24 protein-coding genes and 3 pseudogenes are annotated in these 25,115 nt (G+C 68.1%); 9 read left to right on the forward strand and 18 right to left on the reverse strand.

What is annotated here, in order from left to right; genetic code table 11:
* On the forward strand, window positions 1-499 hold a 499-nt coding region (locus tag ACFW9O_RS34815; RefSeq protein ID WP_384614996.1), incomplete at its 5' end, for a transposase family protein.
* A 55-nt stretch (window positions 500-554) separates the two neighbouring features.
* On the opposite strand, the gene ACFW9O_RS34820 is transcribed toward ACFW9O_RS34815, so the two are convergent.
* The 7 genes from ACFW9O_RS34820 to ACFW9O_RS34850 form a co-directional block, all read right to left on the reverse strand.
* Window positions 555-1,418 carry a phosphopantetheine-binding protein gene (locus ACFW9O_RS34820; protein ID WP_384614998.1) on the reverse strand — a complete coding sequence of 288 codons (864 nt, stop codon included), beginning with the start codon at window positions 1,416-1,418 and terminating at the stop codon, window positions 555-557.
* A 152-nt stretch (window positions 1,419-1,570) separates the two neighbouring features.
* Complete coding sequence (locus tag ACFW9O_RS34825; RefSeq protein WP_384614999.1) at window positions 1,571-3,838, reverse strand: Helicase associated domain protein; 2,268 nt, start codon at window positions 3,836-3,838, stop codon at window positions 1,571-1,573.
* A 113-nt stretch (window positions 3,839-3,951) separates the two neighbouring features.
* A complete protein-coding gene (locus tag ACFW9O_RS34830) occupies window positions 3,952-6,981 on the reverse strand; it encodes an AAA family ATPase (RefSeq protein WP_384615001.1) in 3,030 nt (1,009 codons plus the stop codon).
* The gene (locus ACFW9O_RS34835; protein WP_384615003.1) at window positions 6,981-8,135 is read right to left on the reverse strand and encodes an exonuclease SbcCD subunit D; all 1,155 of its coding nucleotides are present in this window, start codon (window positions 8,133-8,135) and stop codon (window positions 6,981-6,983) included. The genes ACFW9O_RS34830 and ACFW9O_RS34835 overlap by 1 nt, the downstream gene beginning before the upstream one ends.
* A gap of 349 nt (window positions 8,136-8,484) precedes the next feature.
* Window positions 8,485-9,204 carry a helix-turn-helix domain containing protein gene (locus ACFW9O_RS34840; RefSeq protein ID WP_384615005.1) on the reverse strand — a complete coding sequence of 240 codons (720 nt, stop codon included), beginning with the start codon at window positions 9,202-9,204 and terminating at the stop codon, window positions 8,485-8,487.
* Window positions 9,204-11,432, reverse strand: coding sequence for a hypothetical protein (locus ACFW9O_RS34845; RefSeq protein WP_384615006.1), 2,229 nt, complete (start codon window positions 11,430-11,432; stop codon window positions 9,204-9,206). The genes ACFW9O_RS34840 and ACFW9O_RS34845 overlap by 1 nt, the downstream gene beginning before the upstream one ends.
* Before the next feature lie 22 nt (window positions 11,433-11,454).
* Entirely contained in the window at window positions 11,455-12,057 is a 603-nt protein-coding gene (locus ACFW9O_RS34850; RefSeq protein ID WP_384615007.1) for a helix-turn-helix domain-containing protein, read from the reverse strand.
* A 667-nt stretch (window positions 12,058-12,724) separates the two neighbouring features.
* Here ACFW9O_RS34850 and ACFW9O_RS34855 point away from each other — a divergent pair.
* The 5 genes from ACFW9O_RS34855 (at window position 12,725) to ACFW9O_RS34875 (ending at window position 15,978) form a co-directional block, all read left to right on the forward strand.
* Window positions 12,725-12,937 (forward strand): hypothetical protein, encoded by a 213-nt coding sequence (locus ACFW9O_RS34855; RefSeq protein WP_384615008.1) that lies wholly within the window; start codon window positions 12,725-12,727, stop codon window positions 12,935-12,937.
* Window positions 12,937-13,611: a restriction endonuclease gene (locus ACFW9O_RS34860; RefSeq protein WP_384615009.1), complete on the forward strand. Its 675-nt coding sequence runs from the start codon at window positions 12,937-12,939 to the stop codon at window positions 13,609-13,611. Before ACFW9O_RS34855 ends, ACFW9O_RS34860 begins: the two co-directional genes overlap by 1 nt.
* Window positions 13,612-13,653: 42 nt before the next feature.
* Window positions 13,654-14,367 (forward strand): restriction endonuclease, encoded by a 714-nt coding sequence (locus tag ACFW9O_RS34865; RefSeq protein WP_384615011.1) that lies wholly within the window; start codon window positions 13,654-13,656, stop codon window positions 14,365-14,367.
* A 316-nt stretch (window positions 14,368-14,683) separates the two neighbouring features.
* Window positions 14,684-15,118, forward strand: coding sequence for an SLATT domain-containing protein (locus tag ACFW9O_RS34870; protein ID WP_384615012.1), 435 nt, complete (start codon window positions 14,684-14,686; stop codon window positions 15,116-15,118).
* A gap of 428 nt (window positions 15,119-15,546) precedes the next feature.
* Complete coding sequence (locus ACFW9O_RS34875; RefSeq protein ID WP_384615014.1) at window positions 15,547-15,978, forward strand: hypothetical protein; 432 nt, start codon at window positions 15,547-15,549, stop codon at window positions 15,976-15,978.
* Between the two features lie 176 nt (window positions 15,979-16,154).
* Here the strand turns inward: ACFW9O_RS34875 and ACFW9O_RS34880 are convergent.
* Together ACFW9O_RS34880 and ACFW9O_RS34885 are read right to left on the reverse strand one after the other, a co-directional pair.
* A pseudogene (locus ACFW9O_RS34880) lies at window positions 16,155-16,464 on the reverse strand (HNH endonuclease); the annotation flags it as partial.
* A gap of 12 nt (window positions 16,465-16,476) precedes the next feature.
* A complete protein-coding gene (locus ACFW9O_RS34885) occupies window positions 16,477-16,611 on the reverse strand; it encodes a hypothetical protein (protein WP_384615016.1) in 135 nt (44 codons plus the stop codon).
* Window positions 16,612-16,780: 169 nt separating this feature from the next.
* Here ACFW9O_RS34885 and ACFW9O_RS34890 point away from each other — a divergent pair, with 169 nt between their 5' ends.
* Window positions 16,781-17,161, forward strand: coding sequence for an FKBP-type peptidyl-prolyl cis-trans isomerase (locus ACFW9O_RS34890; RefSeq protein WP_384615017.1), 381 nt, complete (start codon window positions 16,781-16,783; stop codon window positions 17,159-17,161).
* Between the two features lie 144 nt (window positions 17,162-17,305).
* Here ACFW9O_RS34890 and ACFW9O_RS34895 read toward each other — a convergent pair whose 3' ends face one another.
* Window positions 17,306-18,934, reverse strand: coding sequence for an alpha/beta hydrolase (locus tag ACFW9O_RS34895; RefSeq protein WP_384615019.1), 1,629 nt, complete (start codon window positions 18,932-18,934; stop codon window positions 17,306-17,308).
* 379 nt (window positions 18,935-19,313) lie between these two features.
* Between ACFW9O_RS34895 and ACFW9O_RS34900 the strand changes: the two genes are divergently transcribed.
* Window positions 19,314-21,149 carry a glycoside hydrolase family 15 protein gene (locus ACFW9O_RS34900; RefSeq protein ID WP_384615020.1) on the forward strand — a complete coding sequence of 612 codons (1,836 nt, stop codon included), beginning with the start codon at window positions 19,314-19,316 and terminating at the stop codon, window positions 21,147-21,149.
* A 149-nt stretch (window positions 21,150-21,298) separates the two neighbouring features.
* Here ACFW9O_RS34900 and ACFW9O_RS34905 read toward each other — a convergent pair.
* Window positions 21,299-21,444 (reverse strand): annotated as a pseudogene (locus ACFW9O_RS34905) (IS1380 family transposase); the annotation flags it as partial.
* Window positions 21,445-21,477: 33 nt separating this feature from the next.
* On the opposite strand from ACFW9O_RS34905, the gene ACFW9O_RS34910 reads away from it, so the two are divergent.
* The gene (locus ACFW9O_RS34910) at window positions 21,478-22,356 is read left to right on the forward strand and encodes an IS5 family transposase (RefSeq protein WP_384615022.1); all 879 of its coding nucleotides are present in this window, start codon (window positions 21,478-21,480) and stop codon (window positions 22,354-22,356) included.
* Window positions 22,357-22,372: 16 nt separating this feature from the next.
* Here ACFW9O_RS34910 and ACFW9O_RS34915 read toward each other — a convergent pair whose 3' ends face one another.
* From ACFW9O_RS34915 to ACFW9O_RS34945, 7 genes and pseudogenes are all read right to left on the reverse strand, one after another.
* Window positions 22,373-22,762 (reverse strand): signal peptidase I, encoded by a 390-nt coding sequence (locus ACFW9O_RS34915; RefSeq protein WP_384615023.1) that lies wholly within the window; start codon window positions 22,760-22,762, stop codon window positions 22,373-22,375.
* Between the two features lie 94 nt (window positions 22,763-22,856).
* Window positions 22,857-23,195, reverse strand: a pseudogene (locus ACFW9O_RS34920) (transposase); the annotation flags it as partial.
* Between the two features lie 52 nt (window positions 23,196-23,247).
* A complete protein-coding gene (locus ACFW9O_RS34925; RefSeq protein ID WP_384615025.1) occupies window positions 23,248-23,634 on the reverse strand; it encodes a hypothetical protein in 387 nt (128 codons plus the stop codon).
* Between the two features lie 217 nt (window positions 23,635-23,851).
* On the reverse strand, window positions 23,852-24,088 hold the full coding sequence (locus ACFW9O_RS34930) for a hypothetical protein (RefSeq protein WP_384615027.1): 237 nt from the start codon (window positions 24,086-24,088) through the stop codon (window positions 23,852-23,854).
* 148 nt (window positions 24,089-24,236) lie between these two features.
* Window positions 24,237-24,422 carry a hypothetical protein gene (locus tag ACFW9O_RS34935; protein ID WP_384615029.1) on the reverse strand — a complete coding sequence of 62 codons (186 nt, stop codon included), beginning with the start codon at window positions 24,420-24,422 and terminating at the stop codon, window positions 24,237-24,239.
* A gap of 160 nt (window positions 24,423-24,582) precedes the next feature.
* Window positions 24,583-24,762, reverse strand: coding sequence for a hypothetical protein (locus ACFW9O_RS34940; RefSeq protein ID WP_384615031.1), 180 nt, complete (start codon window positions 24,760-24,762; stop codon window positions 24,583-24,585).
* Between the two features lie 160 nt (window positions 24,763-24,922).
* The coding region (locus ACFW9O_RS34945; protein ID WP_384615033.1) for a hypothetical protein at window positions 24,923-25,115 on the reverse strand (193 nt) is incomplete at its 5' end.

Raw genomic sequence — 25,115 nt, forward strand, 5'->3', positions numbered from 1 at the left:
GGCCGCCGGCCGCAAGGACCGGGATCGCTTCATCTCCGGCAAGAACAAGCAGAACGCCGTGAAGACCATGGTCTTCACCGACGGGGACGGGCGGCCGCTGTTCTGCAGCCCGACCAGACCCGGCAGCTGCGCGGACATCACCCACGCCCGCGAGTTAGGGCTGGTCAAGCTCCTGGCCGACGGTCCAGCAGTCGAGATCCTCGCCGACGCCGGCTACCAGGGGCTCGGTGCACAGACCGGCGGACGCGTCGTGACGCCACCGCACCGCAAGTTCAAGAAGAACGCCCCGGACTGGTACGAAGAAATGCACGAGCGTCAGCGCAAAGCACACTCCTCCCGACGCATCCGGGTCGAGCACAGCATCGCCCACCTGAAGAACTGGCGGGCACTGGCCCGTCACCTCGGCCGCCGAAAGCACATGGACGACACCGTCCAAGCCATCGCCAGCCTGCTGTCCCAGCAGCAGACCGCAGACCTGGTTTTCGCGTCACAGACGTGAGAGCCGGGCCCCACCAGCGCCTTCGACGTCTCACCGCTAACCGTGCACGAGCTCGTTAGTCTCGGTGCAGCACCGCAAGGGCCGCAGTCATGCCACGAATGCTCCCTTGCTCGAAGAAGAAGCGAACTGGTACCTGCAGCCCGTAATCATTGCGCATGCGGGTAGCGAGCTCTAAGACCGTAAGGGAGTTGGCACCGAGCTCAAAGATCGTGCGGTCAAGGTCCAATGGGTGGTGCGCGATACCAAGGATGTCTACGACGGTCGCCAGGATTCGGTCCACGTCCTCCACGGCAGGTGGTGTGGGGACCACATCAAGCCTGACCTCACGATTGTCGCTGTCCTGCCGCGGGTTTCCTTCGCCGTCCAGGACGTGTCGTGCTGCGGTGGCGAACTCCCGTAGCACGGTGTGGATCGCGACGCGCTGCTGAGTACAGGTGGCGAGGTAGGCGGCTGCGTACGTATCCATAGCGGGGCCGTTGCTTACCTCGTCCGGCGGGAGTTCGGCCAGGGCCGTCAGCCCGGTATGAAAGAGGACCAAGCCCTCCTCAATGCGCATCGCCGTCTCCAGGACGGAGTCCGGGCCCTCGACATAGACCTTCGCAGTGGCGAGACGGACCGCGTTGATGAGCGGCTTGGTCTCCCCCAGGCGGGCTCGGATCCGCGTGAGCCCTTCCTCGCTAGTCGGATCGGCGCGGCGCAGGTCGGCAAAGATTGCTCCGAGCTCGTCTCTTGCCTCAGCGCCGGCCCCGAGGAGCGCACCGTAGGTGTCGCGCCGCAGCTGCCTGCGCCACTGCTGCTGCTGACCTGCGGACTGAAGAACTGCCTGCCGACCACTGGCACGGCCCGCCGTGAGAGCAGCGAGCGTTGCTCCGGCCGCACCCACTGCAGCCGCCCCGAGCACCATCCACCCCTGGTCCATCCGGACAGCGTAGGCACCGCCTGCCCTGCTGCGCACGGCGTTTCACCGACTGTCAGTCGCCCAGCGCGCGGCGGAGAACGGCCGGATGAGCTCTGTGTCAGAGAGCGCGCCTGTCGTCGCGCCGCTGCAGTGCACGGAGCCACGGACCATGCCTACCAGTGCATGTTCAAGGCATCGAGTGCGCGGACCCGGTCTGCGGGGAGACGCTCTTTGCGGCGGCGGGCGTTGCTGATCCACTGACCGAGACGTACGGGTTCCCCATCGAGGACTTCGACGTGGCGCTGGGGAACGTCGAGGTGCCCTTCTCGATGGTGGAAGGCGCGGGCGGCAGCCAGGCCCTGCTCTGGCTTGTGGGCGGCGGGTTTCCGTTTTTCTGGGGACGGCTCGGTGTTCTGGATCAGGCCGAGATCAGCCAGGAGTTGCTGCTGGGTGGGGTGCAGGCGCTCGGGATGGAGGCGCTGGTTGTGCAGCCACTCCCCCAGGCGGTGTCCGTCTTCGGTGTTGTAGTCGCGGGGCACGTCGGTCAGGTGGTGGCCGGCCGTGTGATGTCTGCGGGCAGCGTGGTAGGCGCGGTGCCAGGTCAGGGGCCAGGGTGGATTCCAGTGCGGGTCGAGGTCCTGGAGGGCTTGGGCGCGGGCGGGAGCGAGGTCGTCGGCTCGTTTGCGTTGGGTGGCGAGCCACCGGCCGAGGGCGAAGCCGTCGTGGTGGTGGCCGACGGGGGCGGCGAGGTGGCCGTGGTGGTGGGTGTAGGCGGTGGCGTGGGCGAGGCCGCGGTCGAAGGCGTGCTGTTGGGGGTTCCAGATGATGCCGAGGCGTTCGAGGGCTTGGGTGCGGGCTGGGTCGAGGGCGCCGGTGGTGTGGAGGTGGCGTTGCCAGGTCAGCCAGCGGCCGAGGGGGTAGCCGTCGGGGTCTTCGTGGGTCTGGGGGGCGTCGAGGTGGTGGTGGGTGCGGTGGTAGCGGCGGGCGGCGGTGAGGCCGCGGCGCCATTCGGCGCTTTTGGGGTTGAGTACGCGCAGGGTGAGGGCGAGGGCGACTTCTTCTTGTTGGGTGGGGCGTTCGAAGTGAAGCCAGGCGCCGGGGTCCTCTGATCCGAGGGTGGGGCGGTGGGTGCGGGGGTCGGCGAGGCGTGCGGTGAGGCGTTCGTCGTGGGCGCGCAGGGCTTGGACGGTGCGCCACAGGGGGGTGTAGGCGTCGGCGCCGAGGAGGTCGTCGGGGTCTTCGTCGGGGGTGAGGTAGACGGGGACGATCAGGGTGGCTTTTTTGCCGGCGCCGGGGGTTTGTCGTAGGGCGCGGCCGACGGCTTGGACGGTGTCGACGGGGCTGTTCTTGGGGTCGGCGAAGACGACGGCGTCGATGGAGGGGACGTCGATGCCTTCGCCGAGGACGCGGGCGTTGGACAGGATGGCGGGTTGTTCGGGGTGGGTGTGGGTGGCGAAGTCGAGGAGGATTCGGCGGCGGGTGCGGGGTGGGTGGGTGCCGCTGATCCACTGCGACCAGAGGCCTTCTGGTTGCAGGTGTGTGGGGAGGGCGGCTGCAGTGTCGGGGAGGGTGGTGGCGAATGCGCGGGCGTCGGCCACGCGGTGGTGGAAGGTCAGGACGCGGCGCAGCTGGTGGTCGTGGATGGCACGAAGGACGGCGACTTGGTGGCCGGCGAGGCGTAGGCCGTCGGCGCCTGCGCCGGGGCTGGTGGCGAGCCAGTCGCGCAGGTCGGTGTCCTGGATGACGGGGACGAGGATCTGGTAGTCGGCGAGGAGGCCGAGGTCGATGGCGTCGGAGAGGGTCAGGCGCCAGGCGACGGGGCCGAAGAGGGTTTCGTCGTCCATGGAGGCGACGGGGGTGTCGCTGTGGTCGGTGTCGGGGTCCCAGATGCGGGGGGTCGCGGTGAGGTAGAGGCGGCGGGTGGCGGGGACCTGGTCGTCGTGGTGGATTCCGGCCCAGGCTTTGCCGAGGCGGCCGGCGGTGCGGTGGGCTTCGTCGACGACCACCAGGTCCCAGGGCGGCAGGTGGTGGTCGCGGTGGGCGTTGATGACGGTGGGCAGGGAGGCGTAGGTGGCGTAGACGGTCACCGGGCCGGTGGGCGGGGCGAGTTCGGACAGCTCGGCCGGCTTCGTCGTCATGGGGACGTTGCCGGCCGAGGGGTGCTCCATGGCCTGGCGGGCCGAGCAGACGGCTACCGCCTGTCCTGTGTGGCCGGCCGTGTGCCAGGAGCGAACGGTCTGGGAGAGCAGATCCAGAGTCGGGACCAGGACCAGGACCCGCCCGTGCGGGGCGACGCGGGCGGTGGTGCGGGCCGCGATCAGGGTCTTCCCGGTGCCGCACGCGGCGATCACGCTCGCCCGCGCATGGGTGCGCAGCGTTTTGACCGCCGCGGTGACGGCTTCCTTCTGATGGGGGCGGAGCTCGATCGCAGCGGTCGGCATGCTCTCCTGGCCGGTTCTTGGTCTGGACGGTGTTCTTGGGCGCCGCGGATGCGGCAGGGCGGTGGGGCGGTGGGCGTGCTGGTGGTGTTCTCCCCTGCCTGGTGGCTCTGACGTTACAGATCGGTGCTGATCAACGGGCGCAGTGTGGAGCCGTTGCGGTGTTTCATCACGTTGAGCTGGCTGGGGATTCGGCGGCTGAGTTCCGCGACGTGGCTGACGATGCCCACGGCCCGGTTCCCGGCGCGGAGTTGGTCCAGGACGTCCATGACTTCTTGGAGGTTCTGTTCGTCGAGGGTGCCGAAGCCTTCGTCGATGAAGAGGGTTCCTAGCGGGCGGCCGCTGGCTTCCTGGGTGACGACGTCGGCCAGGCCGAGGGCGAGGGCGAGGGAGGCGGTGAAGGTCTCGCCGCCGGAGAGGGTTGAGGTTTCGCGTTCGGTGCCGGTCCAAGTGTCGAGGATGCTCAGCCCGAGGCCGGACTTGAGGCGTCCGCGTCGGCCTGCGTCCTTGTCGGCACTGTGCTGGAGGAGGTAGCGCTCCGAGGTCATGGCCTGCAGTCGGATGTTGGCTGCGTCGGCGATCTCTTCGAGGCGTGCGGCCAGGACGTAGGCCTCGAGTTCCATGCTGAGGGTGTTGGCGGTGGTAGTGGCGGAGGCGATGCTGGCCAGGCGGTCGGCGAGGGCGTGGCGTGCCTGCAGGGGTTCCAGGTCGCTGAGGCGGCCCGTGAGGGTGGAGATCAGTGCGGTCAGGGCGGTGACTCGGTGATCGGCCTGCTGGCGGGCGGCTGCGGTCTTCTTCATTCGTTCTTCGGCCTCGAGCAGGACCTTGGCCGCGGCTTGTGCGTCGGCGGGGGGCTGGAGGCCGGCCTCGAGCAGGTTCGGGGTTTTCAGGAGGTCAGTGACGACGGCATCGTCCTTGCCCCACTGGTCTAGTTCCTGGCTCCACTGTTCGAGGAGTGCTGGGTCCTGAAGGGCGGCGGTTGCTTCGTCGAGCGTCGGGAACCCGGCGTCGTGGGCGGTGGTGGTGGCGGTGGTCGTCGCGTCGTGGTGGCGGGCGGCTGCCTCGGCTGCCTTCTGGGCGGCGTCGATGGCGTCGGACAGGCCTTTGGTCGTGTGGCTGAGTTCGGTGATGCGCTCGCTGAGGGTGGTGGCGGTGCCGCGTGCGGCGGCCAGGGTGTCGGCGAGGGTGGTTTGCTGTTGGGCCAGGGCTTTGGTGCGTGCCTGGCATTCGGTCACACGGTCCTGGGCTTCCTGGCGTTGCCGGGTGCGGGTGTTGTGTTCTGTGCGGAGTCGGGCCAAGGCCTCCTGGGCTGAGGGCAGTGCGGCGGCTGCCTCGCATGCGGTCCGGTGGGCTTCCTTGACCTTTGTGAGCTGTGCCTTGAGCTCGTTGCTGGGGGTGGGGCCTGCTGCTCCGGCTGCTTCGGCGTGCTGGGTGGCGAGGTCGTGGCGGTGGCTGCTGGCCTGGGCGTGCAGCGTGTCGGCCTGCTCGTGAAGGGTGCGGGCTTTTTCCTCGTCCTGGCGTGTGGGCTGGTCTGGTTGGCGTTGGGCCGGCTGTGGGTGGTCGGGTGAGCCGCAGACCGAGCACGGGGTCCCGTCGGTGAGTTCGTCGGCGAGTTCTCCGGCCATGCCGTCCAGGCGGCGTTCGCGCAGGTCCAGCCATTGTTTTTTGGTCTCGAGGGCTTCTGCGGCACGGTCGGTTTCCGCTTTCGCGGCTGCGACGAGCTCGCCGGTGAGGGTGTCGCGGAGGCGTGCAGCCTTGAGGTGGGCGTTGAGTGTCTGGATGTCTTGCTCGTGTTGCGGTGCCTGGTCGGCTGCCTTGGTCATGTCGGCGAGGCGGCCGGTGTGTTCGGCCTCCAGTGCAGGCCATGCGGTCAGCCATTGCACGTCTTCGTCGAGGTCGGCGCTTGCCTGCTCTTCTTTGGCGTTGAGGTCGGTGATCTGGGCGCCGAGCTGCGTGTGCTGCTGTTCGTCTGGGAGCAGCCCTTCGGCGCGCCCCTTTTCGGCGTGGTGTTGTTCAAGGAGGCCCCGCAGCTGGGGAATTGTGGTGTGCCGGTGCTCGTCGGACAGCAGCAGGCGGGCGTCGGCCTCGGCGATAGTGGCCGTGCCCAGGGTGAGTGCTGTGCGCTTCGCGGTGTCCAGGAGGGGGCGCAGGCGTTCTGCGCGCCGTCCGCTGTCCAGTTGCGAGCGGAGCCGGGGGTGGTCGGCGGCCTTGTCATCGAGAGCTGCACGGCGCGCTTGGGCCTGCGCGTGCTGGGTTTGGTGGTTGGCGAGGTCGATGGTGCGCTGGTGTTCGGTCTTGGCGTGCCGGTGTTCGATGTCGCTGCGTTTCTCGTCGTCCACGGCTTTGGAGTGGGCGCTCTGGGCGCGGGCGCTCAGGTGCTGGGCCCAGGGCAAAATGTCGGCGGGTTGCTGGATGTCGGGTCGGTCGGGCTCGTCGGCGCCGGTGCCCTCCTGGTGAAGGAGGGGGCCGGCTTCCTGGTCGATGCGTTCGCCGAGCTGCTGCAGGGTGGAAGTGACCTCATTGAGATCCTCCCGAGCGGCTTTGCTCCGGCTGGTGAGCCAGGCCTGCAGTTCCTGGAAGCGTCCGGTGTCAAAGAGGCGGCGCAGCAGCACGGCGCGGTCCTTGGCGTCGGACCGCAGGAAGGTGGCGAAGTCGCCTTGCGGCAGGAGCACGACCTGGCAGAACTGTTCCTTGGACAGCCCCAGGGCCGCTTCGATCTCTCTGGCGGTGTCCTGGTGGTTGGCGCTGACCGGCTCCCACCCTGCAACACCGTCTGTGGTGCCGGTCTGCTGGTGGAGCTCGACGGTGGCCTCGGCGGTGGCGGTGCCGGTCTTGGCACGTGTGCTGGGGTAGGTCTGCTTGGGCTTTCGCGTGATCTTGAGGCGGCGTCCGGCTGCGCTGAACTCCAGAATGACCTGGGTGCGCGTGTCGGTTGGGGCGTGGTCGCTGCGCAGGCGGTGGGTGGGGCGGATGCCGGGCACAGTGCCGTAGAGGGCGAAGCAGACGGCGTCCAGGATGCTGGTCTTCCCGGCCCCGGTGTCACCGCGCAGCAGGAACAGGCCGTTACTGGCCAGGGCGTCGAAGTCGACGGCTTCCGTGCGGGCGAAGGGCCCGAATGCCTGGACCGTCAGGTGGTGGAGGTACATCAGGTGGCCTCTCGTGCGGCGGCTGCGGTGCGGACGCTCTCGAGTCCCTCTTGCAGCAGGTTCTGCTCCGGGACGGTGGCGGGGACGCCGGTGACGTGGTCGAGGAAGCCGAGCGTGATCTCGTGGTCACTGCGGCCGTTGACGCGGGAGCGGTAGGACTCTTCCCCGGTGCGCTGCTGCTGGGAGAAGCTCAGCTTCAAGGCGTGGGGGAAGCGCTGGCGCAGGCGTTCCATGGCCATGTGGGGCCGGTCGGTGTCGGTGAGCGTGATGTGCAGCCAGCAGTCTTCGTACTCGGCGTGCTCGGGCTGGGTGAGCAGGTCGTTCAGCGTGCCGGTCAGCTGATGCAGCCGGCGGGGCACCGGGCAGAGGATCTTGCGGTCTGTCAGGGCGGAGGTGGCGTCCAGGTCGATGAGCCATAGGGCCTTGGGGTGGCCGGCCTCGGAAAAGGAGTAGGCCAGGGGGGATCCGCTGTAGCGGATGCGTTCGCTGATCTGCTGGCAGCGGTGCAGGTGCCCCAGCGCTACATAGTCGACTCCGGTGAAGACGGAGGCGCCGACCGAGGGGACGCCGCCGGCGGTGATGTCACGCTCGCTGTCGCTGGTGTCGGCTCCGGTGACGAAGGCGTGGGCCAGGACGACGGAGCGGGTGTTGTCCGGGCGGGCCGCGAGATCGGTGCGGACCTTGTCCATCGCCGCGCTGAGCACAGCATGGTGGCTGGGCTTCTCGGCCCCGAGTTGCGTGTGGACGAGGCCGGGTTCGAGGTAGGGCAGACCGTAGAAAGCAACCGGTCCGTGTTCGTCGTGCAGGACGGCGGGGCGGGCGCAGTCCTCCACGTTGGTGCGCAGGTGGATTCCCGCACGTTCGATCAGTCGGGCGTTGACGCCCAGTCGGCGCGGCGAGTCATGGTTCCCACTGATCATGACGAGCGGTACCTGGAGGTCGGCGAGCTCTCCCAGGACCCAGTTGAACAAGTCGATCGCGTCCAGCGGTGGGATGGCGCGGTCGAAGACATCGCCCGCAACGGCCACCGCCTCGACGTGCTCCTGGCGCACCGTGTCCAGCAGGTGCTCGAGGAAGGTGCGCTGCTCCGTGAGGAGGGGCACGCGATGCAGTTGACGGCCTAGATGCCAGTCCGAGGTGTGCAAGATCCGCATGAACGCAGACGGTAACCATCTGGAAGGGTGTTACGGGCGGCTTTCCTGATAAACGGGCTTAGCTCTGAGAATGAACTGATAGACGAAGAACGGTTCCTCTCCGGACACCACAAGGAAGCGCTACAGGGCGTCGGCCGCGACCGCGCAGGTGCGCAGGCTGACGCGCGCCCCCGCCTCGTCTTCGACGTGCCATTCGTTCATGCCCTGGCAGGTCTTGGTGCCGCGGGCGACAGCTCCGGCTCCGCATCAGCGGCTCGATCCGATCCCACATCCCACCAGTGATCACCAACCGGACAGACATATCCAATCAACCGACAGAAAGGACAAGGAGACACGCTCTAGGTCTGGGTCAACGGGGCCGCCAGGTGCGCATTTCCAGGTGCACGATGTGTGCGTCGGGGCGGATGCGGCTGGTCTCCACGAGCCATTGATGGACAGCCGCGGTGACGTCCCCACCTGTTTGGTCGACGCGGTGGGCAAAGTCGGTGGCGGCGAACCCGCCGGTGGTGGCAGAGCCGTAGGAACGCTCTTCGGTGTGGTCGGCGCGTTGGATGACATCGCGGCGGATGCCCGGCGAGTCGGTCCTGCTTCCGGAAGCGTGCAGGAAGCCGGTCCTGGCCAGGCGCACGGTGAATGCGAGGCGCAGGCCCTGGCGGGCGGCTTCGGCGATGAGGGGGCGCAGGCGTGCGGAGCCGGAGGCGATGGCTTGTGCTCCGGCGCGGCCGGTGCCGGTGCCGGTGGGGGTGATGAGGAGTGCTTTGGTGCGGACGCGGGCTTTGGTGCCGGCGGCGGTGGTGCGGCGGGTGATGTGCCCGGCTGCGATGGTGGCGAGTTCGGTGGTGTCGGTGATGCCCGCTGTCTGGATGGCGGTGAGGACTTGGGTAAGGGCGGGGACGAAGGCTGCGCCTTTGTTCTTTGTGTAGAACTGGGAGACGAGGGAGGCGTCGCGGTTGATGATGCGGGCGACGTCGCGTTTGGTGTAGCCGGCTGCCTGTAGCTGGTCGGCGAGGCGGGCTGCTTCGTTGAGGTGCGGTGCGGGTGCGGGGCGGCGGGAGCGGCGGGGCGGCATCAGGGTGCCTCATGGGTGGTCGTGGGCTGCTGGGTGGTGCGGCCTCGGTCGCGCAGCGCGAGGAGTTCGTCTTCGCTGGCGGGGGCGGTGACGGGACCGGTGAGGTGGCCCTTGTTCAGGTAGTCGCCGGGCTGGCCGTGGTAGGGCCATGGCCGGGGTTGGGTGAGGTAGACGGCGTCGGTGCGGAAGGCGACGACGGTGCCGGGTGGGGTGTGGAGGGCTCCGGCGTAGGTGTCGTCTTCGCGGTGGCGCTGGGAGAGCAGGGCGGCGCGGGCGGACGACCAGGTGTGGGCGGCCCATTCGGGGTGGGCGTTGGGGTCGCGGGTGAAGCCGGTGGGGCGTTGCCAGGTGATGGTCTCGTCGTTGAAGCCGATGATTTCGGCGTCGGTGGGGACGTCGCGTTCTGCGGTGCGGGGGGTGGTTCCGGTGACGGTGCGGGGTCGTTGGGCGAAGGCGCCGATGCCGTACAGGAGGATGGCGCGGACGGCACGGGAGGCGAGGTGGGCGGCGGTGCGTTGTGCGGGGTCGCCGTTGAGGTCGGCCTGGGCGGTGAGGGAGGCCCAGGCTTCTTTCAGTTTCTTCGACCAGTCGTCGAGCGGTTTGCCGTCGTCGAAGAGGATGCCGTCGAGGATTTCGATCTTCCACGGGCCCATGGGGTTGGACAGGGCGGTGTAGATCTCGGGTCCGCCTGCCCAGGTGGTGAACGTGTGGCCGGGGGCGGCTGGGTAGTGCCAGGCGCGGTCGCCGGGGGCTGGTGCGGGGAGGATTCCGACGTGGTTCCAGGTGCCGGGGACGGTGACGCGGACGTGCCAGTGCCCGCAGGCGAACAGGGCTTTGGTCTGTTCCTTCTGGGACCAGGAGGCGAACGTGGCGGCGGTGACGCGGCGGGGGGGTCCGACGCCTGATTTCCAGGTGTGTTTGGCGTAGGCGAAGGTGCGGTCGTACTCGACCAGGGCGGGGAGCTGTTGGGGGACGCGGGGCGGGGTGATGAGCTCGGTGCGGCCCTGCCCGGCCGTCGCGTGGAAGAGGCCGCGGAGCTCTTCGGACAGGACGGGGTAGCCGTCGGCGTACTGGCCCTTGGTGGGGATGGTGCGGGTCCACAGGTCCCGGCCGGTCTGGGACGGTGAGCCCATGAGGACGGCGTCGGGCCAGTGGCGGCGCAGGGCTTTCCACAGCAGGACGAACGCATCGCGGATGATGGCGGGTTCGGTGCCCTCGGTGTCGAACCACTCCCCCGCCGAGCGGATCTCCACATGCTGCTCCCCGTTTTCGCGCTGGTAGCGGCCGACCGGGTTGCGGGGGTGGACGAAGTGACCAGCCATACGGTCCTTGCCGCGGCCGGTATCCGTGCGCCAGCCCGGCGTGGGGGCATTCAGCCAGGCTCCGACAGCATCCTTGAGGAAGGGGTGCTGGTCGGCCATACAGTGCCACGGGGCGCCCGCGGTGATGTAGATCCGCTCGACACCGTCGGGCAGGACGTGGAAGACGGTGTTCAAGATTTCTGCGGCACCGGCGGTCGGCAGGTCCAGACGGAACGTCTGATCCCGGTGCACCAGCACACCCGTCTGCGTATCCAGAAAGACGGTGCTGCGGGCCTGCTGGGTGAAGTTCGGGTGTGTGGAGGCAAGGTTCGCAGTGTGTGCGAACCACCGGTCACCGTCCAGGCCTTCAGGGACACCGGGAAGGTCGCGCTGCTCTCCCGTCCGCACAGGCGGAGCAATGGCAGTTGGTGGTGTCAGGGCCGCAGGGGCGACGGGGTCAGTTGAGCGCTGTACCGGCGTCTGTGTAGCAGGCCCGGCCCCTGAGGCCGGTTCGGACGCCGTGTCGCTCGTGTTGGCTTCCGAGAGCCGACCGGGTGCAGGTTCAGGGGTCGGTCGGGTCATGTCCGGTGCAACCGTGCCTGAGCGGGCGGGTAGCTCCTCAGCAACGCTGGGTGCCGGACCGGCCCCGGGTTGAGGCGCCGGCGGAACGGGGATGGACTGTGCTGCCGGTGGGGCTGCGGTGAGCCGATCGGGGGCGAGGATCGGGGCGATTGCCACCACGTCAGCAAGGCTGAGCCCGGCCGCAGGTGCAATCCGCTCCGCCTTCGCCTTCTCGTATCCGGCCAGCGCGGTGATCTGCCGCGCACGGTCCGTCTCCAGCTTCGCGAGCACAGCCTGGGCCTTCTTGATGTCATCACGCAGCACGCGCAGCTCGGCCAGCTGTGCGGTATAAGCCTTTGCGTCCATCACGATCCCTCATGCCCGCAGGTCAGTTGATGAGGCGGTTGCCGGTGGCGACGTACGCGATCGCGCCGCCCGAATGCGAAATGAGGCGCGTCCCCAGGAGAAGATCAGCCACGTTCCGGTCCTCCTGCCGTGAGGCCGTCACGTGCTTGACGGGAGTGGCCAGGTCGGCGACGTAGCCGGCAAGGACGGCGCCCGGAAACGCATGCCGGCCACCCTCACCTTTCTCCCAGGTGTCCAGACCGGTCAGGACGGCCACAACATAGCCCGACAGAGTCACCGGCAGCACTCCCCCGGCAGCCACACTGGCGGCGTCGCAGCGCCACCAGCCCCGCAGGCCCTTGAGGAGATCGTCGGGCCCAAGACCGGATGCGTATCCGATCCATTGCCGGTCGGTGTCTTCGACTTGGCGTGCCGCGTCGACACGCAGGACCCCGAGCTCTTTGGCCTCCAGGCGGTGCACGGGAGCCTGGGCGCGTTCCTGCAGGGCCTGGACGACCCAGAGAGGCGTCATCACGCGAACACCACGTCGGGAAAGGCCGGGAAGCACGCCTGCGTTGATGAGGCGGCGGAAGGTCGTGACTGCGCAGCCCAGCTCCTCGGCGGCTTGTCCCGTCGTGAGCAGCATGACGTGCCTCCTCAGATCTGGTCGTTGCCGCGCTTCGACGCTATCGGCAGACCCACTGAACATGCAAGTCTGATCAGATATCTGAGTCTAGTTGTTGCGGTTCTTCGAGGGGACCGCAAGTTCCGCGGCCAGGCGGGTCGTACGGTCCGCCTCTCAGCGGCTGGAGTCGATCAGCCCGGCCTGCCGCTGGAGAGCGCCAGCCGACCGTGGTTTCCGGGACGGCACCCCACCGCCACCGGACGCCACGGTGTGGTCGCCTGGGACACCGGTCTCGCGGCGTCAGGGGCGACGGTCAGGAATGGGCGCCCCCGACGCACTGCGGCTACGGGTGCACGCCTGCTGCTTTTCGCCAATTTGTCATGGCTGGGCTGTCGGTGTCACCGACAGCTTTTGTGCAGGTGGGGGCTCTTCTGCAGTGCTGTGTGTCGGAAGGTCCGTGGGCTGAGGGTAGGGGGTGGCGGGGAGCCGGGAGGCAGGTCGGCCGAGGTGAGCCGTCCGGGGCTTCGGAAGTCGGGACAGCAGGGCCGCGGAAGCTTGGGTGGCTTAATCGCGGCTTTGCCGGACCGTGCCCCGTAATGATCCATCAGTTTCTGTCAGTGCCCGCTGCTACACCAATTCCATATGGGACGGGCCGCATCCCGCGGCCCGTCAGCGGGAGGGGAACAGCATGTCGAAGGTACCGGACGGGTTCCATCGCGTACGCGGGCACATCCGGCGCAACCCGAAACCGCGCAGCGCGAAGCGAATGAGCGGGTGGATGATCGCCGGTCTGCTGGCCGGTGCGTGGCTGTGGGGGCAGGTGTTCGGGTTCGGCGAGTCCTCTGTCCCCGCGCCGGCGGCTGATCCGAAGCCGGCCGCTTCCGCGCAGACCGAGCACTGATGGCGCTGCTGCGTTTGCGGCGCCCTCGCGGCACGGCAGAGGTGATCTCGGCCGCCGTTGTTGTGGTGGCCGTGCTCGTGCTTGCTCTGCGGATGTTGGTGGCGGCGGCAGGTGCATTGGCGCAGGCCTGGCCTGTTCTGCTGGCGCTCGTCCTGATCGTGGGAGTGGTGGGCGCATGGCGCCTGCGGCAGGCGAGCACACGGCGGCGCCGTGAGGTCGTGCGGATGGCGGCGCTTCGGATCGCCCTGGCCGAGTTCGACGCGATGGACGACCGGCGCTTCGAGCATGCCTTACGGGACCTGCTGGTCCGCGACGGTTGTCCGGCCCGCAGCGTGGGGGGCGCCGGAGACCAGGCCGCCGATGTCATCGGTGACCATCCGCAGCACGGCCGGATAGTGGTGCAGGCCAAACACACCCGCGTCGGCGGGAAGGTGGGCTCCTCGGTGATGTACGCGGTGAAGGGCACCGCCGGGCCGGTACACAAGGCGGCTCATGCCGTCGTCATCACCAACGGGACCTTCACCCCTGACGCCATTGTGTGGGGTGAGCGGCACGGCGTGCACTGGGTCGACCGCGACAGGCTGCGGCGCTGGGCCCAGGACGGCGCAGCCTTGCATGAGCTTCTCGGGCTGTCCGTACGCTCCCGCCCAGGCCGGTTCAAGCGGGCTGCCTGATCAGCAGGATCCGGATCCTCATTCATTAGATCGGGAGGTGTGGTGTTCGACGAAGACGGGTCGCTCGACCCGCTGCTGAAGTTCCTGCTGTACTCCGTCCTCACGCTGGCCATCGGCAAGATGCTCTGGGAGTGGCTCACCGAGGACGTCAGCCGGTGGCTCACCGTAGACCTGTGGGGTGTGATCACCGGCCACCCGTGGTGGACTGGGCTCATTGTGGCTGGCGGGCTGCTCGTGTTCCTCATGCTGGGCCTGCTGGTGGCGTTCGTGTCCGACGCCTCGGCCGCTGTCTACGGCCCGCGGGACACGCTGATAGCTCCCGATGCTTTTGCCGGACCGCACGTACTGACCTACAGGATGAAGGAATTGTCCTCGATGAGCGCGACGGGCTTCGAGCAGGCATGTTCCGACCTACTGGCACGGGACGGATTCCTCAGCCCACGCAGGGTCGGCGGCGCCGGCGACCTCGGCGTGGACGTCACAGCCCGCGACAGCGACAACCGTCTCCTGATCCTGCAGTGCAAGCAGTATCAGAGCCCGGTCGGATCGGGACACGTGCAGAAATTCAACGGGACAGCTCGCCCACACCACGGGGCCGACCTACCGATCATGATCGCGCTCAACGGCTTCACCCGACCGGCGACCGACTTCGCCCAGCACCACAAACTCATCCTCATCGGACGCCCGGAACTCAAGCAATGGGCCCACGGCCAGCACCTCTACGACGTCCTCGGCATTCGGAGCACGACGCAGTGACGCCACACCTGGGCCGCTGTTCAGACAGCGCCAGGGCCGAAGAGCCTTCTGGTCGGCTTCGTCTCCGGCTCTTCGGTGACGAGCATCGCACTGCGTCAGTGAACTTTGCTGGCTTACGAGTGAGCCCAGTAAGCGCCCTCCGGCCGTGAACGCACGCCCTCCACGTTAAGCCCGTCCCGGCCGTCGTTCGGGTGATCTTGAAACCGGGAGAGGGCGTGGCGATCCGTCGGTACTCCAGCAAGGTCACGATGACTACATGTCACCTCGCCGAAAGTCTGCAGACTCACTTCCGTGGGCCAAGGAACCGGATCCGCTGTTGGCCCTGGCGCTGCATGACCTGTCCTTCTACGAGAACGCGCGCCACATGGCTCGTCGTTGGCATTACATCGTCGAGTTGACCGTGTTGCTTGCCGCATCGGGGACACTCATGGCTGCTGGGCTGGGAGCTCCCCGATGGCTCACAGCTTTGATCGCGGCTGTCGCGTTGTTCGCCAATGGGTTCAGGCAGGTGTTCACCCCGGCTGAACGCTGGGAGCTTGCGGCCAGCGGATGGGCAGTTCTGCGGCGTGGCATCGACCGCTACCTTCTGCTCCCCATCGGGCAAAGGGACCAGGCGGCAAGGACGCGACTCCAGGACTGCATCGAAGAGGTTGGGCAGAACGAGATTGACGGATGGGTTACCCAGCGGCGTAAGGCACGGGGCGCCGCAGCAGGCAAGACAGGGGCTGACGAGAACAACGAGGTTGCGTAGCGGACTGAAGTTCACCCCTTCAGGAGTTCGCCGGTTCCCCCACCCCGAGCAGGTACAGGCACGCCGGGACCTTTCCCGTGGGGAGGGCGGGGCGTGTGCGGGCCCGCCCGCGTCCCCGCTCAGTGTGCTGTCTACCGCGAAGGGCTCGTCCGCTGGTGTGGTGTGCGACCAGTACCGGATCGACACTGTCGGCCTCTACCTGACCCGCTCCGGGGTTCTCACCTCTTGGCCCGTTGACGACTACCTCGCCCTGTTGGGGGCCTGTGGAAGGCGGGCAAGCGCCGGACGTACCGGCCGTGGATTCCTGAGCCGGGCCGGTGGCTGCAGTTCGACTGGGGCGCGGGGCCGCGGATCGGCGGACCTGGCTGTTCTGCGCATGGCTGTCCTGGTCGCGGTTTCGGGTGGTGATTCCGGTCTGGGACTGCACATTGGGCACGTTGGTGGCCTGCCTGGACACCACGTTGCGGCGGATCAGCGGGGCGCCGACGTATGTGCTGACCGACAATGCGAAGACGGTCACCGTCGAGCACATCGCCGGGATACCGGTACGTCATCCGCAGATGGTCGCCGCGGGCCGGCATTACGGCTGCCAGGTGGTCAGCTGCGTGCCCTACGACCCCGAATCGAAGGGCGGCTCGGAGGCCACGGTCCGGATCGCGAAGGCCGACCTGGTGCCTACCAGCGCGAACCTGCCGGCCGCCTACGACACCTTCACCGAGCTCGCCGATGCCCGCCTGACCTGGTGCGATGCGGTGAACTCGCGCCGTCACCGGGCGACCGGACAGATACCCGAGAGCCGTCAGGACGTCGAACGCCACAAGGGCCTCAGCCCCAGCACCTTCCGCACCACGGCGGCGTGAGTCACGGAACGCGGCCGCAAAGACCGCCCGTTCGGCATGGACCCGGAGCAGCTGGTGTCAAGGCACGCATCTACGCAGACACCCGTCCGTCCAGGTGCGTCCGCGTGATGCAGCCTCCTGAGGGGAGCCCGGTTCGTACCAGCCCGGGCTCCCAGAGTGTCGGGTGCGGTGCGTTGTTACGGGGCGGGGGTGTAGGAGAGAACGGTTTCCCCGCAGGGGCCGTCGACGAATACCTTCAGCCCCTCGAGTTCGGCGGGGTCCACGGTCAACTGCCGGCGGAACTTGGTGACTACCCACTCCCCCACGTACCTACCGGCACGGCACCTCCGGGGCCGACGGCAGCCACTCGGCCGGGTCCTGATCCGACTTCTGCCTGTTCGTTCGAGCCGTCACCGCGACCAGCGACGCCGCGGCGCCCTGGTCGTTCGCGTAGGCCTCACACCGGGACCGGGCTGCCGTCCAGGCGGAGGCACCAGCTGGCAGGGCGCGCTTTTCGCATCAGCGGTATTCCATGCGCCCTCGCTGGTGCTTCGCCTCGCCGTGCGTATGGGCGAGTGTTTCGACCATGGGGCCGATGACGGTGGTCTGGGGCCAGCCGACGTAGTGGGCGAGGTGGACGTGGATCCGGGCCACATGCGGCCCCTCGTGAAAAGCCGTCAGGCCTTCTATGTTTCGAGTGATCTGGGTCTGGTGCACTTCTGGAGATCGGCGTTCGCGGCGGCATGATGATCTACTGCGTGAAGTGACCATGCGCCTGGCTGGTCTGTTCGAGGGTTTCCGGCGGCGAGCGAATGAGGCTGCGATGAGTGAACTGACGAAGCCCGAGATCGTCCTTCCGCAGGGTGAGGCTCCTACCGAGCTGGCAGTCCGCGACCTCGTCGTCGGGGACGGGCTCGAGGCGAAGCCGGGCAGGGTTGTCCGGGTTCACTACGTCGGGATCACCTTCGAGTCCGGAAAGGAGTTCGACGCTTCCTGGGACCGGGGCCAGGCGTTCAAGTTCGCCGTGGGCGGTGGCAAGGTCATCAAGGGCTGGGACCGGGGGGTCAGAGGGATGAAGGTCGGCGGCCGGCGCGAGATCATCGTTCCCCCGCGTCTCGGCTATGGCAACCAGTCGCCCTCGTCGTTGATTCCGGCGGGCTCGACACTCGTCTTCGTGGTGGACCTGCTCTCCGTCGCGGTCTGAGGCCTTCTGCCACCCGGCGTCTTTGCCCGGGAGCGAGGACGCCCACGGCGCGAGAGGCGTTCGAAGGTTCTCGTGGCGACAGGCCCCGGACCGGCTGCGGTCCGGGGCCTGTCGCTGTGGGCTGCGAGCTGTGGGATGGCGGGTTCAGGGGATGAGGCCTGCCATTGCGCCGCCGCCGGTGGCGACGCCGCCGCTCGGTTTGGGGGCGGAGAAGGGGGGTGTGTCCTGTCGGCACTTCGTTCCGGCCGGAGGAAGGGTGCCGTCGATGAAGTAGCGGCTCTCGTGCTCCTGGATGCAGCTGCTGGGGTTGAGCAGTGCGGTGTGTCCGTAGCCCTCGTTGGTGAGCAGGCGGGCGTCGGCCAGTTCTTCGGCCATGGCCTGCGAGTTGGGGTAGGCGGTGGACGGGTCGTAGGTGGTGCCGACCACCAGGACGGGGTTCGCGGTCGGCTTGTTCCAGGGGCCGAGGTAGCGGTCGGGGGAGGCCGGCCAGGTGGCGCATCCCGCGGCTGCCCAGGTCCAGAAGCGTCCGGCGTCGCCGGCACGGGCTGCGGCGGCTTCCTCCAGGGCGTGGTAGACACCGGGGTCGCGCGGATTGGGGCTGTCGCCGCAGAGCACCGCGGCGGCCTGTTCCTCGCCCAGGTACGGGTTCGGATCCGGGACCGGCGGTGCGGGCGGGAAGGGCGCCGCCTGCGGGGTGCGGCCCTGCCACAGGTCCTCCAGCCTGCCGGCGAGGTCGGCCCACCCGCTGACGAGGTAGAGGCCGTTCACGGCGTCCGCGATGGTGCGGGCATAGGTCCAGGTGTCCACGGGTTTCTTCCGGAGCCGCTGTGTCAGCTGGTCGAACTTGTCCCGCGTCGCTGTCGGGGTGCCGGCGGAGAAGGCGCAGCGGGTGGTGGTGGCGGAACCGCACAGGTCCAGGAACTTGTTCAGGGTCGCTGCCGCGCTGCGGTCCGAGCCGACGCGCAGGAACGTCGTGAGCCGGGCGTTGTCGGATGCGTTGTTCGTCCAGGCCCGGGGGGCGATGTTGCTGTCGAGGGTCATGGCCCGGACTTTGCCGGGGAAGAGGTTGGCGTAGGTGGCGCCCAGGATCGTGCCGTAGGAGATTCCGTAGTAGTTGAGTTGTGGCTCGCCCACCGAGCGGCGGAGCTGGTCGAGGTCGCGAGCGGTGTCGGCGGTCGACACGTGGCTCAGGAGCTCGGGGTCCTTGTGCCGGCAGCGCCGGACGAGGTCCTTGTACGCGGTGGTGAAGTCGGTCCGCTCCTTCTCGTCCGCCGGGAAGCCGGCCGCTTTGCTCGCGTTCCAGTCGGCGGCTTCCTGGGGGGTTTCGAAGCAGTTCAGCGCGGTGCTGCTGCCGATTCCGCGGGGGTCCCAGCTGACGATGTCGAAGTGTTCCCGCACCTCGCGGGGGAAGAAATCGTAGTTCTGTGGCATCTGAACGGTCCCGGGGCCGCCGGGGCCGCCGGGGTTGAAGAACAGGGTGCCGATGCGCTGTGCGGGTCGGGTGGCCTTGCGTTTGATGACTGCCAGGTCGATGGTGCGGCCCTGTGGGTTCCTGTAGTCCAGTGGCACCTTCGCGGTGGCGCAGTCGAAGGGGCTGCCTTGGATGCAGGGTCTCCAGTCCAGTCGCGGGGCGGGCACCGAGGGTGTGGGCGCACCGTCGGCCGTGACGGGGCCCTGCCCGGTCAGTACCGTCGAGCAGGCCATCACCGTGGCGATGACTGCGGCGTGACGTCGCCGACCCGCTATGAATCCGCGCAGGGGGTGTGGGGGCATACTCCGGCCTTCTCTCTTGCTTGTGTGAGCGCCCGGGACCACTGATGACCTGGCCCTCGGTACGCATCCGTGTCGACACCACAGCGGTACAGCGGTCCCGTGTCGCGTGCGAGGTGGCCGCAGCCGAATGGCCGATCTCCCGCCCCTGGGGAGGGGGCTACCGCGTCGGCGCCGCCCCGCACGGCTCTGGGCTGGTGGCGAAGGCGCCGTGCGCTTTCGTGTTCCGTGGCTTCCGGTCTCATCTCGGCGGAGAGCGGTTCATGGCCTGCGCCGAGTCCTGTCGGCGGGGCTCTGTCGGACCTCGCCTCGCGTAGCGGTTTAGCATGAATAGTGAGGTTTTGTTCTCCAGGCCCGGGCTGCGAGCGGCAGGGAGGCCGGTATGGCGTTCGACTCGACTGGTTTCGGGCAGCCGGACGGCTGCGGTTACCTGCCGATCTCCGATCACGGTCTGATCGGTGATCTTCGTACGACCGCCCTGGTCGGCACGAACGGCACGATCGACTGGTACTGCTGCCCGCGTTTCGATTCGCCCAGCGTCTTCGGGTCCATCCTCGATGCCGACCGGGGCGGGTCGTTCGAGCTGGCCGCCGAGGTCCCGACCCGCACCAGGCAGTTCTACTTCCCCGACACGAACGTGCTGATCACGCGGTTCTTCGCCGCGGACGGGGTGGCGGAGATCCAGGACTTCATGCCCGTGGCCGACGAGTTGCGCGAGGCGGACCGGCACCGGCTGATCCGGCGGGTGGTCTGCGTCCGTGGGACCCTGCCGTTCCGGGCGCGGATCGCCCCCCGTTTCGGCTACGGCGCCGAAGCGCACACCACGCACCTCGAAGGGCGCACGGCGGTGTTCCGCTCTGCGTCCCTGTCTCTCGCGCTGACGGCCACCGCGCCCCTGGAGAGCGACGGCGTGGACGTGTGGTCGCACTTCAAGCTTCTTGAGGGTGAGTCCAACGTGTTCGCCCTCGACCAGATCGGCGACGACGTCCCGGCCCGGTCGTGCCCGCGCGCGGAGGCGCAGGAGCAGGCCGGGGCGACCGTCCGGTTCTGGCGCCGGTGGCTGGCCGGTTCGCGCTACCACGGGCGGTGGAGGGAGACGGTGAACCGCTCCGCGCTGGTGCTGAAGCTGCTCACCTACGCGCCGACCGGTGCGATCGTCGCCGCGCCGACCACCAGCCTGCCCGAGCAGATCGGTGGCGAGCGCAACTGGGACTACCGCTATGTCTGGGTCCGCGATGCCGCGTTCTGTGTCTACGCGATGCTGCGCCTGGGGTTCACCTCGGAGGCCGAGGCGTTCATGGGGTTCATCTCGCAGCGGGGCATCCTGCGGGGCGGGGGCGAGAGCGGTCCGTTGCAGATCATGTACGGCATCGACGGGCGTACCGAGCTGCCCGAGTACGAGCTTGCGCATCTCGAGGGCTATCGAGGTTCTGCGCCGGTCCGTGTGGGCAACGCGGCCACCGGTCAGCTTCAGCTGGACATCTACGGTGCGCTGATCGACTCGGTCTACCTCTACGACAAGTGGGGGCAGCCGATCAGCAGTGACCGCTGGGATGAGGTCGGTGCTGTGGTGGACTGGCTGTGCGAGCACTGGGACCAGCCCGACGAGGGGGTGTGGGAGACGAGGGCGGGCCGGCGGGACTTCGTGTACTCGCGGTTGATGTGCTGGGTGGCGCTGGAACGCGCGATGCGTATGGCGAACCGGCGCGGTCTGCCGGCGGATCTGCCCCGTTGGCGGGAGTCCCGGGATGCGATCTACCGGCAGATCATGCGGCGCGGCTGGTCGGCCGAGCGAGGGGCGTTCGTCCAGGGGCTGGATGACCAGGTGCTGGATGCCTCGCTGCTGATGATGCCGATGGCCAAGTTCGTCTCGCCCACCGACCCCAAGTGGCTGTCCACCCTGGACGCCCTGACTGCGGATCTGGTCTCCGACTCGCTGGTGTACCGCTATGACCCGACTGCCAGTCCGGACGGTCTGCAGGGCGCCGAGGGCACCTTCTCGATCTGCTCGTTCTGGTACGTGGAGGCGCTGGCCCGTGCGGGCCGGCTGGAGGAGGCCCGGCTCGCCTTCGAGAAGATGCTCACGTACGCCAACCACCTCGGTCTGTTCGCGGAGGAGATCGGCCCGACCGGGGAGCAGCAGGGTAATTTCCCGCAGGCCTTCACTCATCTCTCGCTGATCAGCGCCGCTTTCAACCTCGACCGTGCGCTGGGCTGACGTGGTGTCACCGCTGGGACGGTAGTGCCTTCGAGGTGCTGCGCCGTGCTGCCTCCGGCACTCGCGTGTCCGGGGCCCTGGGGATGGCACCCGGCGCGGGCGGAGTGGGCGGCGAGCGTCGCCTCCTTTGCCAACGGATGAGGACATCAGCCGCTTCCGTGATCGACGAAACCCGTCAGCGGATGGTGCCCGTATGTCTTCTTCAAGGTGGCCGCGGCTTCCTGTTTTCGGGGTGCGCCAGTATCAGCGCTCCGTCAGGTCCACGATCACTTGGCGCTCCTAGGCCGTGTATCGAAAGTGGATCATGAGGCAGGAATGATCACGGTTCATGGGGCGGGGAGATCTCACGGACGAACAGTGGGTGGTGTTGGAGCTGTTGCTGCCGAGGGGGACGAAGGCGGGGCGACCACCTAGCTGGTCCCGGCGGCAGCTGATCGACGGCATACGGTTCCGGGTCCGAACGGGCGTTCCACGGCGGGACGTGCCCGCCGAGTACGGGCCGTGGGGCCGGATCTACGACCTGTTCCGCCGATGGCAGCAAAACGGCACCTGGCACAAGGTCTTCAGCCGGCTGCAGTCTCTGGCGGATGCGAAGGGTGCGATCACGTGGGACCTGAGCGTCGATTCCACGGTGTGCCGCGCTCATCAGCATGCGGCCGGGGCCCGGAAGCAGGGCGACCTGCAGAAGGAACCGCCGGGCGGTGTCTTCACTGAGCCCCTTGACCATGGACTGGGGCGCTCGCGCGGTGGGTTCACCACCAAGCTGCACCTGGCCGTCGAGCAGGGCCAGAAGCCCGTGTCGATCGTGGTGACAGCGGGGCAGCGCGGGGTCTCGCCGCAGTTCGAACCGGTGCTGGAGAAGGTCCGCGTGCCCCGCATCGGGCCAGGTCGGCCACGCGTCCGTCCCGATCGGGTGCGCGCTGACAGGGCGTACGCCTCCTCCCGCAAGAACCGTGCTTACCTGCGTCGCCGGGGGATCCGCTGCACCATCCCGGACAAGGCCGATCAGGCGCGCAACCGCCAGAAACTCGGCTCCCGCGGTGGCCGGCCGCCGCACTTCGAGCCGGTCGACTACCGCGAGCGCCACGCGGTCGAGTGCGGGATCAACCGCCTCAAGAGGCACCGGGCCGTCGCCACGCGATACGACAGACTCGCGGTCCGCTTCGAGGCGACCGTCCTTGTCGCGGCCATCAACGAGTGGCTGTGACCATCGCCCATTCGTGTCAGGTCCGCAGTTGCGCCTGGTCCTTCTCGGTCACTGCATAGCCGGGAACGGACGGCCACCGAACAGTCAGTACCACCGACTCTTCCTCCGCGAACCATGAGTGATCGACTCCACGCCCCCACACAACGTAATCGCCCTGCTCCTCCAGAAGGACGCTGTGCCCGGGCAGTTCGACGCGGAAGCGGCCACTGATGAGAACCAGGAGAGCCGTGCGTTCCTCGCCCCTCACCCACTGCGATCGCGCATCGGCACGGGGGTGGACGCCCCATTTGATCTCTAGGGCCTCGCTGTGGCGCGGGTCGCCAACGTCCTTGAAGTGCCCGAGGAGCCATCCTCGGTCCAGCGCCGCATCCTTGCCTGCGTTGCCCACATACACGCTGTCATTCACGTGGCCGAACGCTAGCAGTCGCTCTTGTACTCGCAGCCAGCGCTTTCGATACACGCCCTATCCGGCGCCTGGCTCCGGGCCAATTTCATACTTACTCGCGGTCACCGGCCCGGGCGATGCGGATCGCGTCAAGGGCCTTCGGCCCGGCTGCGGCGAGGGTGTCGACCAGACGAGAGTCGGTAGGGTCGGAGACCACCGGCCCGAACACGGCAGACTCGGCCCGCAGCATGCCGGCATTGGTCAGACAGTCCCCGCCCAGCGCGACTGCGAGCGCCATATCCAACAGGATCTTGCCCGGATCGCGCACCGCCCGAGGGCGTCGCCAGGGCGCGAGCACCGCCGATATCGCGGTATCGAGTCCACTCTTGCGGGCGGTCTCGACCAACAGCACAGCACCGGCCTGGGAGACCACCCCGTGACCGCCGCTCTCCATGGGAACACGCGGGTACGTCCCGCTACGCTTCCTCACCTGGGGAGCGCCTCTCTCAGGATCGAGGCAGTTCCAACAAAGCTTTTCCTTCGATCAGCCACGGTCGCCGGGAGTGCCATCGCGCATCGTCTGGCTGGCCGTTCAGGGGCACGGTCGCCAGTTGGAAGCGGGCATCCAGAGCATCGAGCTCCGCCTGCCGCGCGGCCCGAATCCTGTCGGTGAATACGGGCCATGCCTCCGCGATCCAGCAACGGCAGCGAAGCCTGTCCGCGTACTCCCAGATGAGTTCGGCGGCGTCGAACCCCTCTTCGGTATCCTCCACCAACGCCTCCCACGCCTCCATCATGGCGTTGAGGGTCACCATCCCGTACCGCGCCGCCAATCCTCGGCTTGCCCGGTGCACCGACTCGTAGTCATCTGCGCTGAGCGCCTCCATGTCCATGGACACAGCGTGTCAGCTGTGACACGCCGAATGGCTGCGTCACCCGACAGGTGAATGCACCGTGGCCGAGATGACGACCGGGCCGAGATGCAACAGCCCAGATCCCAGGCAGTGGAAGCAGTCGGCCAAGAGGCTGATCGAACAACTTCCGGGGCAACTCGGCCGGGAGTCTCGTCGGTCGCCGTCGGGCGGGATCTGGGCAAGGAAGCGCGTGCGCTCAAAGCCGCCCGTTCCACGCGCAGCCCGACACCGCCTGGCAAGACCAGCCGCGGCTGTCGTGGAACTCCGCTGGGGCGGGGTCCCCGACATCGGAGCGATAGTTTCCGCCGTGTTCGCCCATGAGCAGACCGGTCTTCCCGGTGTCGCTTTCGTAGGTGCCGATCACCACCAGGTAAGGCTCGTATGGAATACGGTGACGGTCGATTGTTCCCTGGACTGGCAGGTTGAGTCGCATGATGGCTCCCATCGTTGGCATGGGCGCGCGCGACACCGTCCGGTATGAGACCGGACCAAACGATGTGGTGGCGTCGCCGCGAAGACCGGGCAGCCGTGCCGGGCGAGCCGAGTGGTCGCTGTCGCCCGGCACGGTGATGGCCTCACTCTCAAAGCAGGCTCGAGAGCAGACCCAGGCCCCCCGCCAGCAGGGGGAGGAAGTTGGCTTCGACGCCTGGGGTGTCACCGTCGGCGCCTGCCGGAACAGCTGCGGTCCGGTCGACCGGAGGGGCCAGCTGCGGCATCTGCAGCATGGCCGACACCGGCTGGAACTCGCCTTGCGTAGGTTCATTCATCACCGTTCTCCTTTGCCTCGTTGCACCGACCGGCAGGGACGGACACAGTGGTTCAGGTGCCCCTGGCACAGCACTGGCGCTGTGCCGGATCCGGGCCGGACGTTTCGGGGCCGGGACGCCGGCGACAGGCGGGCAGCACTGTCGCCGACGCCGGACAGCCTCAGCTGAAGAGGGATACGACCTGCGGGATCAGGTCGAAGAGGCTGTTGGCTTCGACGCCTGGGGTGTCACCGTCGGCGCCTGCCGGAACAGCTGCGGTCCGGTCGACCGGAGGGGCCAGCTGCGGCATCTGCAGCATGGCCGACACCGGCTGGAACTCGCCTTGCGTAGGTTCATTCATCACCGTTCTCCTTTGCCTCGTTGCACCGACCGGCAGGGACGGACACAGTGGTTCAGGTGCCCCTGGCACAGCACTGGCGCTGTGCCGGATCCGGGCCGGACGTTTCGGGGCCGGAACGTCGGCGACAGGCGGGCAGCACTGTCGCCGACGCCGGACAGCCTCAGCTGAAGAGTCCTGCAATCTGCGGGATCAGGTCGAAGAGGCTGTTGGCTTCGACGCCGGGAGTGTCACCGTCGGCGCCTGCCGGAACAGCTGCCGTCCGGTCGACCGGAGGGGCCAGCTGCGGCATCTGCAGCATGGCCGACACCGGCTGGAACTCGCCTTGCGTAGGTTCATTCATCACCGTTCTCCTC

Origin of the sequence: Streptomyces sp. NPDC059499, assembly GCF_042749285.1 — a bacterium.
Lineage (GTDB): Bacteria > Actinomycetota > Actinomycetes > Streptomycetales > Streptomycetaceae > Streptomyces.